The 14,539-nt window shown below is 57.1% G+C and carries 9 protein-coding genes; 8 read left to right on the top strand and 1 reads right to left on the bottom strand.

Annotation, left to right across the window (positions count from 1 at the left end; translation table 11 throughout):
- Nucleotides 1-68 precede the first annotated feature (68 nt).
- The 8 genes from RMO15_RS26095 (at nt 69) to RMO15_RS26130 (ending at nt 11,317) form a co-directional block, all read left to right on the top strand.
- Complete coding sequence (locus tag RMO15_RS26095; protein ID WP_309719686.1) at nt 69-1,784, top strand: sulfatase-like hydrolase/transferase; 1,716 nt, start codon at nt 69-71, stop codon at nt 1,782-1,784.
- 37 nt (nt 1,785-1,821) lie between these two features.
- The gene (locus RMO15_RS26100) at nt 1,822-3,207 is read left to right on the top strand and encodes a sulfatase (protein WP_309719689.1); all 1,386 of its coding nucleotides are present in this window, start codon (nt 1,822-1,824) and stop codon (nt 3,205-3,207) included.
- Between the two features lie 55 nt (nt 3,208-3,262).
- On the top strand, nt 3,263-4,018 hold the full coding sequence (locus RMO15_RS26105; RefSeq protein ID WP_309719692.1) for an SIMPL domain-containing protein: 756 nt from the start codon (nt 3,263-3,265) through the stop codon (nt 4,016-4,018).
- A 13-nt stretch (nt 4,019-4,031) separates the two neighbouring features.
- Complete coding sequence (locus tag RMO15_RS26110; protein ID WP_309719695.1) at nt 4,032-6,125, top strand: alkaline phosphatase D family protein; 2,094 nt, start codon at nt 4,032-4,034, stop codon at nt 6,123-6,125.
- A gap of 696 nt (nt 6,126-6,821) precedes the next feature.
- Nucleotides 6,822-7,196: a hypothetical protein gene (locus RMO15_RS26115; protein WP_309719698.1), complete on the top strand. Its 375-nt coding sequence runs from the start codon at nt 6,822-6,824 to the stop codon at nt 7,194-7,196.
- 60 nt (nt 7,197-7,256) lie between these two features.
- The gene (locus RMO15_RS26120; protein WP_309719701.1) at nt 7,257-7,541 is read left to right on the top strand and encodes a hypothetical protein; all 285 of its coding nucleotides are present in this window, start codon (nt 7,257-7,259) and stop codon (nt 7,539-7,541) included.
- Between the two features lie 395 nt (nt 7,542-7,936).
- The gene (locus RMO15_RS26125; RefSeq protein WP_309719704.1) at nt 7,937-10,117 is read left to right on the top strand and encodes a caspase family protein; all 2,181 of its coding nucleotides are present in this window, start codon (nt 7,937-7,939) and stop codon (nt 10,115-10,117) included.
- Between the two features lie 99 nt (nt 10,118-10,216).
- A complete protein-coding gene (locus tag RMO15_RS26130) occupies nt 10,217-11,317 on the top strand; it encodes a hypothetical protein (protein ID WP_309719705.1) in 1,101 nt (366 codons plus the stop codon).
- A 60-nt stretch (nt 11,318-11,377) separates the two neighbouring features.
- Here the strand turns inward: RMO15_RS26130 and RMO15_RS33465 are convergent, their stop codons facing one another.
- Entirely contained in the window at nt 11,378-14,509 is a 3,132-nt protein-coding gene (locus RMO15_RS33465; protein WP_369016166.1) for a caspase family protein, read from the bottom strand.
- Between the last annotated feature and the right edge of the window lie 30 nt (nt 14,510-14,539).

The following is a 14,539-nucleotide window of genomic DNA, read 5'->3' on the forward strand; positions in this document are numbered from 1 at the left end:
CGGGAACTTCCATACGGTTCCCGATTCCTCCCCTCGCTAAAACGAGGGTTTTCCTCGGAGGTGTCTCCATGAAAACCACTCGCGCTCGCTTTACCCTTATCTCTCTAGCACTTGCCCTCTTGCCTAACTTTGCACAGGCACAAACCAAGCCCAATATTTTGTTTATCGCGGTGGATGACCTAAGGCCCGAGCTGGGGTGCTACGGCAACACGATTATTAAGTCGCCCAATATCGATCGGATTGCAAAACAGGGCATGGTCTTTCGGCAGGCGTACTGTCAGCAGGCCGTGTGCTCGCCCTCGCGCAGCTCTCTGCTCACGGGACGGCGACCCGATGCGACGAAGGTCTGGGACTTGGTGACGCACTTCCGTACGGCTCTGCCCGATACCGTCACCATTCCGCAGCACTTTAAGGCCAGCGGCTACCACACCGCCGCGCTGGGCAAGATTTATCACCACGGCTACGAAGACGGGCGCTCGTGGAGCGAGCCACACTGGTACCCCAGCGGTGAGTCCGTGGACACCGACCAAGCCGACTTCACCAAGCGCATCGTCACCCGGCGCACGGGTGGCGTGAAGGAATTTTCCCAGGCGAAAGCCGATCCGAACGATCCCAAGGCAAAGAATGGCCCCGCGTTTGAGCGTAGCCCCAAGCCCGATAACCAGCTCCCCGATGGTGCCACGGCGGCAGAGGCCGTCAAGCGCCTGCACACCCTAAAAACAGGCGACAAGCCGTTCTTTCTAGCCGTGGGCCTCGCCAAGCCGCACCTGCCCTTTGTCTCGCCCCAAAAATACTGGGACCTCTACGACCCGGCCAATATCCCCGGTGCCGACAACGACACCCTCCCCGAGGGCGCTCCAGAGTTTGCGGGCCACACCAATGGCGAGCTGCACAACTACCCCAATATTCCCGCTGGGCCGATCTCTCCCGAGCTTGCCCGCGAGCTGCGCCACGGCTACTACGCCGCGATTAGCTACATGGACGCCCAGGTCGGGAAGGTGCTGGATGCGCTGAAGGCCGAGGGGCTGGACAAAAACACCGTGATCGTGCTCTGGGGCGACCACGGCTGGCAGCTGGGCGATCACGGGCTCTGGCACAAGCACACCAACTTCGAGCGCGCCACCCGCGCCCCGCTGATCTTGAGCGTCCCCGGCATGAAGAACGCGGGCAAGAGCACTGCATCCCTGGCGGAGTTTGTGGATATCTATCCCACCCTCGCCGATGTGGCGGGTCTGCCTGCACCCACAGGCGTGGATGGCAAGAGCCTGAAGCCCATTCTGGAAAATCCCTCGGCCTCCGTGCGCAAGGTCGCACTGAGCCAGTACCCCCGCAACGTCAGTGGCAAGCCCGTCATGGGCTACAGCGCCCGCGACGCTCGCTGGAGGCTCACTCTCTGGCGCGATCGTGCGACCAACGAGACGATTGCCACGGAGCTCTACGACGAGAAAAACGATCCGAAAGAGAGCGTTAATGTCGCCCGTAAGCCCAAGAATGCCGCGATCATCGCCGAGCTCACGCGTGAGTTAGAGGCGGCCTACAAAGGAATCGGCTCCGGGAACGCTCCCAAAAAGAAACCAGACACGGAGTCTAAGAAACCCGCGAGTGATCGTAACGAGCTCTTCAAAAAGCGGGATAAAAACGGCGACGGCAAGCTCACGATGGAGGAGTTTATGGACAAGCAAACCGATCCTGAGCAGGCCAAGCTGCGCTTTCCCAAGTTCGATACCAACAAAGACGGTGTCCTGAGCCAGGAGGAGTTCGTCACGATGGGTAAGAAAGCCTGAGATGCGAAAGTTCCTGGTAGCCTGTTTACTTTGCCTCTTGGCCCTCAACATTTTCTTCCCCCGCCCTGCGGGGGCTAGGGGGTTGGCGGGGGCTAGGGGGCAGGCACCCTCACGCCCCAATATCGTCTTGATCTTCGCGGACGATCTCGGCTGGCGCGATGTGGGCTACCAGGGCTCCGATTTCTACGAGACTCCGGTGCTAGATCGGCTGGCTAAAGAGAGTCTGGTTTTCTCCAATGCCTACGCCGCAGCCGGAAACTGTGCCCCCAGCCGGGCGTGCCTGCTCTCAGGAACCTACGGGCCACGCCACGGAGTCTACGCGGTCGGGAGCACGGATCGGGGGCCAAAGGCGCTGATGCGCCTCACTCCCTACCCCAATAAAGAGGGCCTGCTGAAAGAGAATATCACGCTCGCCGATGCCTTGAAATCGGCAGGCTACGCCACGGGACACTTCGGGAAGTGGCACCTCATGCACCCCACCGAGGGCGCACTTCCCTCCCAGCAGGGCTTCGACGAGACCTACGACTCGTTTGGGAATGGCCCCCTCAAAGAAGGCGGTGAGGGCAACCAAACGGGGCCGCCGAGCGATCCGAAGGGCGTCTTTGCGCTGACGAACAAGGCTTGCGCGTTTATCGAGAAGAACAAAGCCAAGCCGTTTTTTGTGTATCTAGCCCACCACGGCATTCACTCGCCGCTGCAAGCGCAGCCGGAAGTTTTGGAGAAATTCAAAAGCAAGACGGCGGGCAAGGAGCACAAAAACGCGAAATACGCCGCGTGCCTCTCTGCCTTAGACTCCAGTGTTGACGTGCTTCTGAAGAAGCTCAAGGCGCTGGATTTAGAGAAAAACACCGTGATTGTCTTCACGTCGGACAATGGCGCGACCCAGCAGTCGTCGCAGGAGCCGCTTCGGGGCAACAAAGGGGGCTACTACGAAGGCGGCATCCGCGAGCCCCTGATCGTCCGCTGGCCCGGCGTCACCAAGCCCGGCAGCGTCTGCGACACGCCGGTCATCAACGTCGATTTTTACCCGACATTTCTGGAGCTTGCCGGAGCCACGCCCCCCAAGCCGCTGGATGGCGAGAGCCTCGTCCCATTGCTTAAGGGCGGCAGTGCACTCAAACGCCAAGCGATCTTCTGGCACTTCCCCGGCTACCTCAACGATCCAGTGATCCGAGGCCGTGACAAAGACTTCCGCACCCGCCCCGTCTCGGTGATTCGCAAGGGCGACTGGAAGCTGCACCTCTACCATGAGGAGTGGGTGCTCGATGGTGGCAAGAACGCGCTGGAGCTTTACAACATGAAGACCGACATCGGCGAGCGCGTCAATCTTGCCGAGACCAACCCCAGCAAGCGCGATGAGCTGCTCAAAGACCTGCTCGCCTGGATCAAGTCCACCAATGCTCCGCTGGCAGGAAAGAAATAATCGTGACACCGCGGAGCAAAAAATGGAGTACCCTTGTATTCAAGGAACCAAATCCATGAAAACTATCCTTCTGTTCATTGCGGCCGCGATCACGTTTGTCGCAGCCGCGATCACGTCCTTGGTGGTCTTTCGAAAAGTGCCCGAGTCAGCAATGCCGCGCCTCATCTCGACCACGGGCAGTGCCGAGCTGCACGTGGTGCCCGATCTGGCCGATTTGCATTTTCAAGTTGAAGTTCGTAGTGTGAATCTCGCACTGGCACGGCAACAACAAGCAGAGCGAGCCACGAAGCTCCTTGCAGCCCTGCGAGCCGCGGGTGTGACTGAAGCGGAGCTCCAGTCGTCGCAGAGCCAGATCCGAGCAAACTACACGAACGGCAGTTATCAGGAAACTGGGAAGGTGACATTTTACCAGGTCTCCCAGAGCGTTTCCTGCACCCTCCACGACATCAAGAAAGTGCCTGATGTGACGGCTGTCGCTGTGGCAATGGGCGCAACCGGGGTGGAGGAAGCGATCCTGCGGACGTCCCAGCTGAGAAAGTTGCGCGATGAGGCCCGTGCCAAAGCGATTCATGCTGCCAAGGAGAAAGCCACGGCTCTTGCCAAGGAGCTTGGAGCTAAGGTAGGCAAGTCCTATAGCATTACTGAGGATGCAGACACAGGATTAACACCTGCCTGGTCCAATGCAAACAGTACTAATTTCCAACGAACGGAGATGGGTAACGGGCGCTTCAGCGATGATACTACATCCGTCTTTGCTCCGGGCACGATCAGCATCAGCGCTAGGATCAGTGTCGCATTTGTGCTGGAATAACGAAAGCTTAATTATGTTTCAAAGTGACTGGAAGGGCACCCGCCGCTGGGTGGGGCCGGAGTTTTGGGCGGCACCACTGCAAGACTGGAGCGTGGAGAGTGGCGAGGTGGTGGCAATGGCGGCCAAGGGGCGCTTGCTACACCTGCTGACCCATGCGCTGACCGACAAGCCCGGCGCGTTTACGCTCTGGGTGACCGTGCGGCTGGACGGCACTGCCGCGCAGCCGTCGGCGGTGCGGGCGGGATTTGCCTTTGCCTTGCGCGGCCAGCTCAATGACTTTCGCCACGCGCTCTGGCACTACCAGCACAAGCTTGAGGCTGGGATTCGCGCCGATGGGAAGCTCTTTTTGGGCGAGACAGTGAGCACGGAAGCGCTTGATGCCAAACAAGCCATTGCGCTGAAGTTGAGCGTGGCGGCAGATGGTGCGGCGACACTGACCGGCACGCAGGGCGAGAAAATGGTGAGTGTCGGGGCAAAGTTAGATGCAGCAGCGCTTCACGGGAATATCGCGCTTCTGGCTGAGGCACCGCGCAATCAGCCGGAGGGCAACAACCAGCCGATTCTCCGCTGGCGCTACAGCAACTGGCAAGTAGACGGTGAACGGGTGGCGCACTTCCCGGAGCGGGTGTTTGGGCCGCTGCTCTGGACACAGTACACACTCTCCGGAGGCGTGCTCAAGCTCCTGGCGCTCCTGCCGCCGCTGGAAAAGTCCGACGCTCAGACCGTTCGGCTCGATGCAATGCGTGGTGATCGCTGGGAGAGGCTTAGTGAGGCGACAGTGGAGCCGCTTTCCAGCACGGCGCTCTTTCGCGTTCCTAGCTGGAAGGCCAGCGCGGACATGGCCTATCGGGTTGCCTACACCTGGCAGGGGAAAGAGTTTCTCTGGGAAGGAACGATCCGCCGCGATCCGGTGGAGCGCGAGAGCCTGACGGTGGGGGTGCTCTCCTGCGACCATGGCTATGTCTTTCCCCAGACGCGACTCACGGGCATGGTGGCGAAGCAAAACCCGGATATGCTGTGTTTCTTAGGCGACCAGATCTACGAGAACTACGGCGGCTTTGGGATCATCCGTAAGCCCACTGATCGCGCGACGCTGGACTACCTACGCAAATACTGGCACTTTGGCTGGATGTGGCGCGAGCTACTCAGAGATCGCCCGTCGGTGATCCTCCCCGACGACCACGATGTCTTTCAGGGCAATGTCTGGGGCCAGGGCGGACGGCCCGCGCCAAACGGCAAGCAAGAGAACGGTGGCTACATGATGCCTGCTGAGTGGGTAGGCGTCGTGCAGCGCACCCAGACCGCGCACCTGCCCGATCCCATTGACCCTGCGCCGGTCGCGCAAGGCATTGGTGTGTACTTCACGCAGCTCAAGTACGGTGGCGTGGACTTTGCTGTGATCGAGGACCGCAAGTTCAAGACCGGCCCGGATGATGCCGTCTCCCCGGCGCTTCGTCAGCAAGCCAAGTCTGATCCCAAGGCGCTGGACGTGCCCGGTGCACAGCTTCTGGGCGAGCGACAGGAGCGCTTTCTGGCCCGCTGGTCAAAAGAGCCCGCGCCGTTTAAGGTCGTTCTCTCGCAGACGATCTTCTGCCACGCTGCGACGCACTCGGGGCCGCAGCTCAATCCCATCAAGCTCGATCTGGACTGCAACGCCTGGCCACAGTCGGGGCGGCGGCGGGCGCTCACTGCGCTCAACCCGACAGTGCTCATGCTGGCGGGAGATCAGCACAGTGGGATTTTGTTGCGGCACGGAATCGAGAACTGGGACGATGGCCCGCTGGCCTTCATGGTGCCCGGCACCGCCAACGGCTGGCCGCGCGCCTGGTGGCCCGAGGGCACCAGCATCACCGGGCGCTTCACTGACAGCTTCGGACATAAAATAACCGTGCTGGCCGCCGCCAACCCGGAGAAGGGCAGTAACACGCTCAAAGAAGTCGGCGGGCCAGTTTCGCCTGAGGACGTCGCGCACAAAAAAGGCTCAGGCTATGGTATTGTCCGGCTCAACAAGAAGACCCGCGAGGCGACCTTTGAGATGTGGCGACACGGCGGCGGACAGTTTGAGAGTTTCCCAAAAACAATAAAACTCGGAGACAAAAATGTATAAGAGCTACAGAACACACTTGGTCTGATAAGAGAAAACCCCTTCACACGAAGGGGTTTCTTGGTTTTTTTGCGGAGAGGTTCGGAAAAAATCTCCTAACCCTAAGTGCACACGTCGGTCGTGATGCTCTAAATATGGGGCCCTCTAAACCCTCTACGATCACCTGGGTTTATCCTCTTCCTGCACGGAGCCAATCTCGTGCAAGCAGCCAATAATCAGCGTTCCCTATTCGCAACTGAGGAGGCCGTCAGTAAGTCGGCTCTCCTCGCCTTCCGCACTATCACCAACCTCGCCCGGCGTACTGGTACGGGTTTTGTTCGATGCTTCCCTACCCTAGCCGCGATGCTACGGGTCTCGGAGCGTCGTGCTTGGCAGCTTATCGCGGAACTAAAGGCGGCGGGCTGGATCTCGTGGAATCCTATACGACGACGCGGGGAGCGGGGGATTGAGTTTGCTCCCTTGGTGCGGCTCCCAAAGGTTAGTCGTGGCCGTTTCGGCTCTCGCTCTAAAGCGACTCCACAATCCGTTTTACAAGTTGTTGAGGTGCCTTTTTCTTGCACCAAAAGTGCACCATCGATTGCACTCTCAAATACCAAAAGTTGCACTCTCGATAGGGGGACTCCTTTAAAGACCTCTCCCGTAGGGAAAGAAGACGACAACAGTGCAGGTGTCGGTACGGAGACTTTTGGAGAGTCCGAAATGCAGGCTGTTGCTGTCTCTTGCCTAGAAAAGATTGTCCCACTTCATGAAGCCCAGGAGCTGGCACGAGAGGCCACTAAGAAGGCTTTGAGTACCGAGCAAATCGAGCGTGTTGTTGCAGCCTACCGTGGCCAGATTAGCAACATTCGCAATCGTGGGGCATGGCTGCGTGAGGCAATTCGCAGAGAGTTTGCTCCCCCCTCACCCGCCACCACACATCCTAGCGAGACTAAAGCCGTTGAAAACGTGAAGCGGATCAAGTTAATGCCTGAATTTCCAACTGTACAACCGGGTGCAGAGCTATTGGCCGCGACCCGAATCCCGGCTTTGGCCCGGATTCTGGAGAAGCGCAAAGGGATGGAGTGCATAGGCTGAATCGCTTGATATAATTATGATGCCTGACTTCTTGAGCGAGGCACGAAGGGAAGCGAATCTATGAGCCTGACCATTGAGAAGCCTGAAACCGAAGCGCGTTTGCACCGCTTTGCGACCACGCGAGGGCTCTCCCCGCAGGAGGCGCTCGACGAGCTGCTCGATGGGGCGGAAGAAGAGCAAGAGTCTTCCCTCGACACGATTCCCGATATTCTCATGCGCCCCGCTCCTGATGACCTCAAGAAAGCGCTGGAGGAGATGGACGCGGGCGATTGGGTTTCCGGGGCGGACTTCCTCGCCGAGTTTACACGTAGCCAACGCAGTAGACGCTTCCCCAGCGGGCTTTGAGCCAGGCGCCTGCTAGTGGCTTTGAGCTGGGGGGCTTCGGCACGCAGTCACTATCTGTCATTATTTGCACCAGGCGGCTTGTTCTGTTTGAGTTCTGTGGTGGCCGTTGATAGTGGCTTGGGTGGCCACTCCCACACCACTATTTGTAGTCACTGATACCGTGTCACTATCCGCCACTTTACGATAGGGTCTTCGAGGTGTCTGATGCATGAGTCATCACTGCCAGCCCGCAGTTCGTCCACTTTCTTGAAATGCCTCCCGAAATACCAAACCGATACCCTCTAACTTCTTTAGTTTTCGCTAAAATCGGGTAGAGGGTGTTCTGAGCTACCCCACTGATCGCTAGTCGTGGAGCGACTTTCTGTGCTTGTTAGGTAACTTTGCTATAATGAGCGATGGATCGGATGGAAAACGACTTGCCTACTCGAAGAGAGTTTCTTCTTGGGGGTGTTCTTTTAGCTGCCTCGGGTGCTAAGGCACATGGCATGGTGAAAGCGCAATCAGGGCGGGCCGCGCTACTGATCGGAGTGAGTGCTTACGCACAGGGCGGGCCGCGCTACATGGATCTTCATGCCGCAAATGATATAGAAGTATTCTCAAAGCTACTGCGTGAGAAGTTCGGATTTGCGCCCGAGCAGATCAAGGTCTGTCTGTCCAAAACGGAGACGACTCATGCTGCACTCGTGCATGAATTTCAAGCTCTAACAGAGAGAGTCAAGCCAGGCGATACCGTTTTTGTACACTACAGTGGGCATGGTGCCTATAAGTTTGACCGTGCGGGTCGTAAGCACTACACGCTTGTGCCTTCTGACTGGCGCATGGAGACAGCAACGGATCCTGAGGCGCACAATGAGCTTACCGACACGCAGTTGACACCGTTGGTTCAGGCTCTGAAAGACAAGGTTGGCACAAAGGGGTCGCTACTGATGACCTTTGACTGCTGCCACTCTGGCCACATCGTCAGTAACGTGCGAGGCGCAGCACGGGTTCGTGGTGTGGTGGCGGGCTATGAGCCCAAGCCTCCACAGCAAGCAATGGCTACTGCCCCCGTTGAATCCATACAGGGGGTTCTCAAGGGAAGCCGACAGGGCTATACGGCGGTGTTGGCGTGTCGCTCGGATCAGAAGGCGGCGGAGCTGGAGCTGGGGGAGATTGCGGATATCACGGGAGGGCGTGCGGCGCAGGCGATGGGGCGCTTTACGTATTTTCTGGTGCAGGTGCTCCGTGAGGCAGGGACACGGACGACCTATCAAGAGGTGATCGAGACCGTTCAGGCACGAATGGTGGCACGCTTTGGCGAAGGGCAGCTCCCACTCATTGAAGGGGAGGTTCGCCGCCCCGTGCTGGGAGGGACAGCAGTTCCCTTACCTACCTATGTTCCTGTCCAGCTCCTCCCACGCAGTGCTGATCCTAATGCTCCCCGGGATATTGCCCTGGCAGCAGGCCGGATTCAAGGGGTTAGTCTGGGCTCGGTCTACCAGCTCTATCCCGCTGGCACCCAGGATTTTACGGCAACAATGCCTCTTACTAGCTTGCGCGTGGTAGATACTGAGCTGACACGTGCCTGGCTGGAGCCGTTAGATCAGAAGCCTCTGTCCCAAGCACTTCTGACGACACTGGTGGGAGCATGGGCTGTCGAGAAAGAGCATCGCTACGACCCGGCGGCCTTCCGACTGAATATCGCCTCACTACTCAAAGTGACAGAGGAGCGGGCCGTGACACTACGCGCCGCTTTGGCCACTCTCAGCGGCCCCGAGGGGCTTGTCACGCTGATCCCTGAAGCGGGGAAAGGAGGCGATGCCGTTCTCTCTCTTACCAAGGAGGGCTTCGAGCTCAGGCAGCTCCCCGATAATGCCCTACTGCTAGCGTTTAAGGAGACACGTCCCACCCCGGTGCGCGAGCTGCTCCAGAAAGCATTTCTTCGGTTCCAGCTCCGGCAGTTGGAAGGGGGATCTGTCAGTGCCGATGCAGAAATACGGGTCGAGCTACGAATGGTTCCCTGCTCGGTTAAACGGCCTGAGGGCTACAACGACAAAGAAGAGGATCCGAATCATCCCATGTTGATATGGGAAGGTGATCTGCCACAGTCGGAACCCAAGCCGTGGCGGATAGGGAAGGACTGGTTTACGCTTCAGGTGCGTAATCGAGGGACAAGACCGGCTTACGTGACGGTAATTGATATAGATTCCCAAGGAGGAATCTTTCCCTTATTCCCCTTTGAGCGTGACAGTAGCGTGCTCCCCTTGGAGCCAGATGGCAAGTGGCGCACTGTTGGCTTCAAGGATATCTGGATAGAGCCACAGACACCTGCCACAACCAAAATAGGGACTGGTCGGCGTCCTTTTGGCCCAGGCGATCCTGTTGGCACTGAACTCATTAAGGCATTTGCCCTACCAGGAAACGTAGACCTGCGCCCCGTCTTCGAGGCCGCCAGTGCTGATAGAGAGACGAGGGCGGGCCAAACCCCTCTGGGGAAGCTTCTTCGCCAGGTGCAAAACGGGAAACGCGATGGCGTGATGCTCTCCAGCAACGAAGCCTGGTCAACTTCCAGCATTTCCTATACGGTTGTACGCTAGTCTTTTTCTAGTGTAACAAAGGTCACTTCTTCCCTATTTTTTCGCCGCTACTATAGAGCCATCTTCATTGGCTTAGCGCCAAAAAGTTAGGAAAACGAAATGACGATTAGAATTGTTAGCACGGTAATGGTTGTAGGGCTTGCCACCGCAGCTCATGCTCAGCTTGGAAATGTCACCATTGGTAGTGAGGCTCGTGCTTTTGCGATGGGAGGTGCAGGGGTAGCAACGGGTGGAGCGAACCGTGCAAACCCTGCCTCACTCGCTTTCGCGAAGAAGCTATCGGTCTCGCTACCAACTCTGGGGCTACGAACATCCGGTGGGATCAACGAGGTCACTAAGCTAAGCAATGTCTCTAAGTTCATCCGTGGCACGGAGTCGGAAAAGCAGGAGGCAGCCACGGAGATGGCTCGCCAGTTTGCGAGCCAAGACTCACAATTTGGTTTAAATGCAGGCTTTGGGCTGCGCATGGGGCCACTGGAGCTCCAGACGAATGGGGTAACTCAGGGTAAGCTGATTCCAGGAGAGTCTCTAAAGCGGTGGGCACAAGGCGGTGGGAGTGGTGATGCCCCAGCCGGGGCAAGCTCAGAGATCTCTGCGGCAGCTCTTTATACACTGCCTTCCATCGGTGTGGGGATTCAGCTTCCCCTGCGAAAGCTGTCCGCGGGGGGGCAAAAAACGGATTTAGCTCTCGCTATTGGGGGAAGAGTCAAGTACCTGAACTCCGTGTACTCGCGCTACATTGCAACCTCGGATGGCTCAGGGAGCTTCAATGCAACCCCCGCTCCTGAACTCGGTGGGCGTGACTACCTTTCCCAAAAAGGAATTGCTGCTGATCTTGGGCTGATGGGCCAGTGGTCTCAAGCGGGTGCGAGTTTGGCGGGAGGACTCGTTGTGACCAATGCAGTCAAGCCGCGTCTGACCTTCAAAGATGCCAGTGGCACTTTATTTGACCCGGTGGTGCAGACTGTCTCTGCAGGAGCAAGTTTCCACAAAGGAGGTTTGACTATCGCGGGTGATCTCGTTGATCTTACAGGAAAGCAGCAGCTTCGCTTCGGAGGCGAGCAAAAGCTGGGGCCGCTTGCCTTACGTGCCGGTTACTCTAGCCGGGGCGGTGCCACCTATGGTCTGGGAATTTTAGGGATCGATATTGCATTTGGCAAAGGGCAGCCTCTCGAAGTTGTCCAGACAATACGTTTTTAGCGGTGAGTTAGGCTAGGGCAAGGGGGGCCAGTAATAAGAGACTGTTTTGTACACAGTCTCTTATTTATTTTCGTCTAAAGGGAGAGTTTCCAGACGCTGCTGGAGGGCAGTGGCGATTTTCTTCGCTAGCCCCTCGGGGTCGCTCTTGCTTCCCGTCAGGGGCAGGGTCTGGAGCTCTTTCTCACCGCGGGAGAGAACCAGGTCAAGCTGAACTTTGTCACCATCGAGCTTGTAGATGCCGGTGGGCTGGATACCGCTGGGGAGCAGACCACGCTCTAAGAACACGAAACTTCCGCCACGAGGGGAGGCAAGGGCACTCTCTCTGAGATAGGCGGTGACACGTGGTGTCAGACCCAGGGTGTCTCGGCCCGATGCGGCCAAAAACGAAGGGGCGAGCACCCGGTGCTTGCGGCTCGCGAGGCGCACTTGCCCACGTTCCTCCTGACCAAACTGCGCTACGGGGAGCGCGACGCCTTGTGGTGCCGAGACGAGCGGGCGCTGAATGCCCCCGATCCCAGCGGCAAGCTGCTCGACACGGCGCTCGGCATAGCTAAAGAGGGTGGGGATGTCTACGAGGGTATCGTCTTTGAGGGCAGGGCCGGTCATGCCCTCCAAGAGTGCGTAGGTGAGCAAGCCCTGGCCGTACTCGCTAGCCTCGTAGCTGGCGCGGTCCCGTGCACAGCCCATCAGGACATGGAAGGCGGTCTTGTCACGAAGATCTGCGATGGCGCGTCCTCGTGCGGCATCCTCGGGCGTGATCTCCCGCACCGCCATCAGGAGCGCTTGCTCGGCAGCACCGGCGGAGCAGGTGTCGAGAATGAGGGCTTTCTTGGTGGCCTGGATGCCGTCTTTGGCGTTCATCCAGTGGGCAAGCTGGCGGCTGGTGATGGCGCGTGTCTCCTGAAAGCTCTGGGAGCGCACGGTGATGGGGTCTAGCCCGGTTGCCTCCATGGTGGGGTAGCAGTAGAGGTCACTCTCGATGGCGTTGGCGGCGGTGCTCTCCCGAAAGGAGACGCCGTGCCCGGCGAAGTAGAGCAGGCAGACATCGGCGGGCTTGGCGTCTTTTCGGATGGCCTCCAGTGCAGCAGTGATATTGCCGTGGCTGGCACGCTTGCTGGGGTCTTTGGCGTCGCTGGTGAGAAGCGTGGTGTGCACCTTCGCCGCCCCAAAGAGCTTTTTTGCTCCGAGCGCGAGGGCGTCGTGGAAGTCGTTGGCATCCTTTGCAGCGTAGGTGAGGTTGAGGGTGGGATCTGCGTAGTTTCCGGTGCCAACACAGAGGGCGAAGAAGCGTGGCGGCTCGATAGAGGCTGATTTGGGTGGTTCGTAGGCTGCTATGACGCCTCGGCTGGTAATGGGGACATCTCCAAAGGCGTTGCGTGCCGTTACTTCGATCTGTCGCTGCGCTTCGCCTGGCAGTGGCGCGAGTGTGGACATATCCACGGTGAGAGTTGCCTTTTGTTGTTTGGCGTCAAAGGCTGTTGGTCGAGCGTCCGCGATAAAGAGCGCACCATCCACCTTCACCGTGACCTGCCCGATGCCTCCGCCTCGGTTGGTGAGGGTGATCTGGAGTGTCTTCTCGCCTGCCTTGGGCTCGTTGAGCTGTATCTCGGGATAGAGAAGCGCTGGGTACTTGGTGAAATCGGTGACTTGGAAGGGCGGTTCCTTTCTCTCCATGATACGTGCGAGGAGTCCGGGTTCGTGGAATCCCTTGACCTGATCTAGGCTGACGGGTTCAAGGCCAATGACCCAGTGGAGGCCATTGACCTTGCCACTGTTGGAGCCATCAAAGCGCCCTTCAGGATCGGTCACTGCCCAAGTGTCGTCGTCGAAGGGGATTAGAGAGCAAAGCTCTTTTCCCGTTTCAGTGTCCCAGAGCCTTGTGATCTTATCGTCGCTTGCGGTTAGGATTTGCTTGCCATTGGGAGAGAATGCGGCAGTGACCCCCTGGCTGAAAAATCCAGTGAAGACCTGAAGCTCTTTGCTTGCCTTGGTATCCCAGAGTTTTGCTGCCGGGGATTTATCATGTGCAAGGACTCGGTTGCCATCTGGGGAGAACTCCGCTGAGTACATGCCCGCTGAATGTCCTTTAAAGACTTGAACCGATTTTCCTGTTTTTACATCCCAGAGTATTGCGGTCTTGTCAAAACTTGCAGTTAGGATTCGCTTTCCATCGGGGGAGAACACGGCTGAAGTGACTGTACTCGAATGGCCTGTGAAGGTTTGGATTTCCTTTCCCGTCGCTATGTCCCAGAGTCTCGCGGTTTTATCTATGCTTGCAGTTAGGACTCGTTTACTATCTGCAGAAAATATAGCCGACATAACTCCATCAGTATGTCCCTTGAAAATCTGTGTCACCCTGCCTGTGTCTATATCCCAGAGTTTAGCAGTCTTATCTATGCTTGCAGTTAGGACTCGTTTACTATCTGCAGAAAATATAGCCGACATAACTCCATCAGTATGTCCTTTAAATATCTGTATTGCATTGCCTGTGTCTGTATCCCAGAGTCTGGCGATATTATCTGTATTAGTCAGGATTAGTTTGCTATTTGTAGAGTATACAACTGATATAAATTCATTAGGGCGTACTTTTTTTATTTGTAATGTTCTTCCTGTTAAGATATAATAGATTGTAACTGTATTGTCTTGACTGACAGTTAAGACTTGTTTGCCATTCGGAGAGAAGACAGCAGATATGATTCCGTCAGAATTTCCTTTGAATGTTTGTGTCGGCTTTCCCGTCTCCAAATCCCAGATCTTTGCGGTTTTGTCGTTGCTTGCGGTTAGGATTCGCTTGCCATCATAGGCAAAGGTAGCCGAATATATTTCACTTGTATTTCCTTTGAAAATATGTACCGATTTTCCTGTTTTAATGTTCCATAGGCGAGCGGTATTGTCCAGACTTGCTGTGAGTACCCGTTTTCCATCTTGGGAGAATGCGGCGGACATGATTCCGTCAGAATGTCCTGTGAGTGTCTGTATCACTTTTCCTGTTTCCATATCCCATAGGCAAGTGGTTTTGTCTTCACTTGCTGTGAGTACTTGTTTTCCATCTTGGGAGAATGTTGCGGACATAACTCTGTCAGAATGCCCTGTGAATGTCTGAATCACTTTTCCCGTTGACACATCCCAGAGTCTTGAGGTCTTGTCTCGACTTGCTGTGAGTACCCTGTGTGCCACAATGATTTGAGACACTTTCCGTTCCCTCTATATCTCCCCAGGGCA

The sequence above is a fragment of the Armatimonas sp. genome (assembly GCF_031410135.1).
GTDB lineage: Bacteria > Armatimonadota > Armatimonadia > Armatimonadales > Armatimonadaceae > Armatimonas.

Coding starts and splice junctions, on each gene's coding strand:
- RMO15_RS26120 (WP_309719701.1), top strand. CDS start 7,257: ATGAGCCTGACCATTGAGAAGCCTGAAACCGAAGCGCGTTTGCACCGC.
- RMO15_RS26095 (WP_309719686.1), top strand. CDS start 69: ATGAAAACCACTCGCGCTCGCTTTACCCTTATCTCTCTAGCACTTGCC.
- RMO15_RS26110 (WP_309719695.1), top strand. CDS start 4,032: ATGTTTCAAAGTGACTGGAAGGGCACCCGCCGCTGGGTGGGGCCGGAG.
- RMO15_RS26125 (WP_309719704.1), top strand. CDS start 7,937: ATGGATCGGATGGAAAACGACTTGCCTACTCGAAGAGAGTTTCTTCTT.
- RMO15_RS26115 (WP_309719698.1), top strand. CDS start 6,822: ATGCAGGCTGTTGCTGTCTCTTGCCTAGAAAAGATTGTCCCACTTCAT.
- RMO15_RS26130 (WP_309719705.1), top strand. CDS start 10,217: ATGACGATTAGAATTGTTAGCACGGTAATGGTTGTAGGGCTTGCCACC.
- RMO15_RS26105 (WP_309719692.1), top strand. CDS start 3,263: ATGAAAACTATCCTTCTGTTCATTGCGGCCGCGATCACGTTTGTCGCA.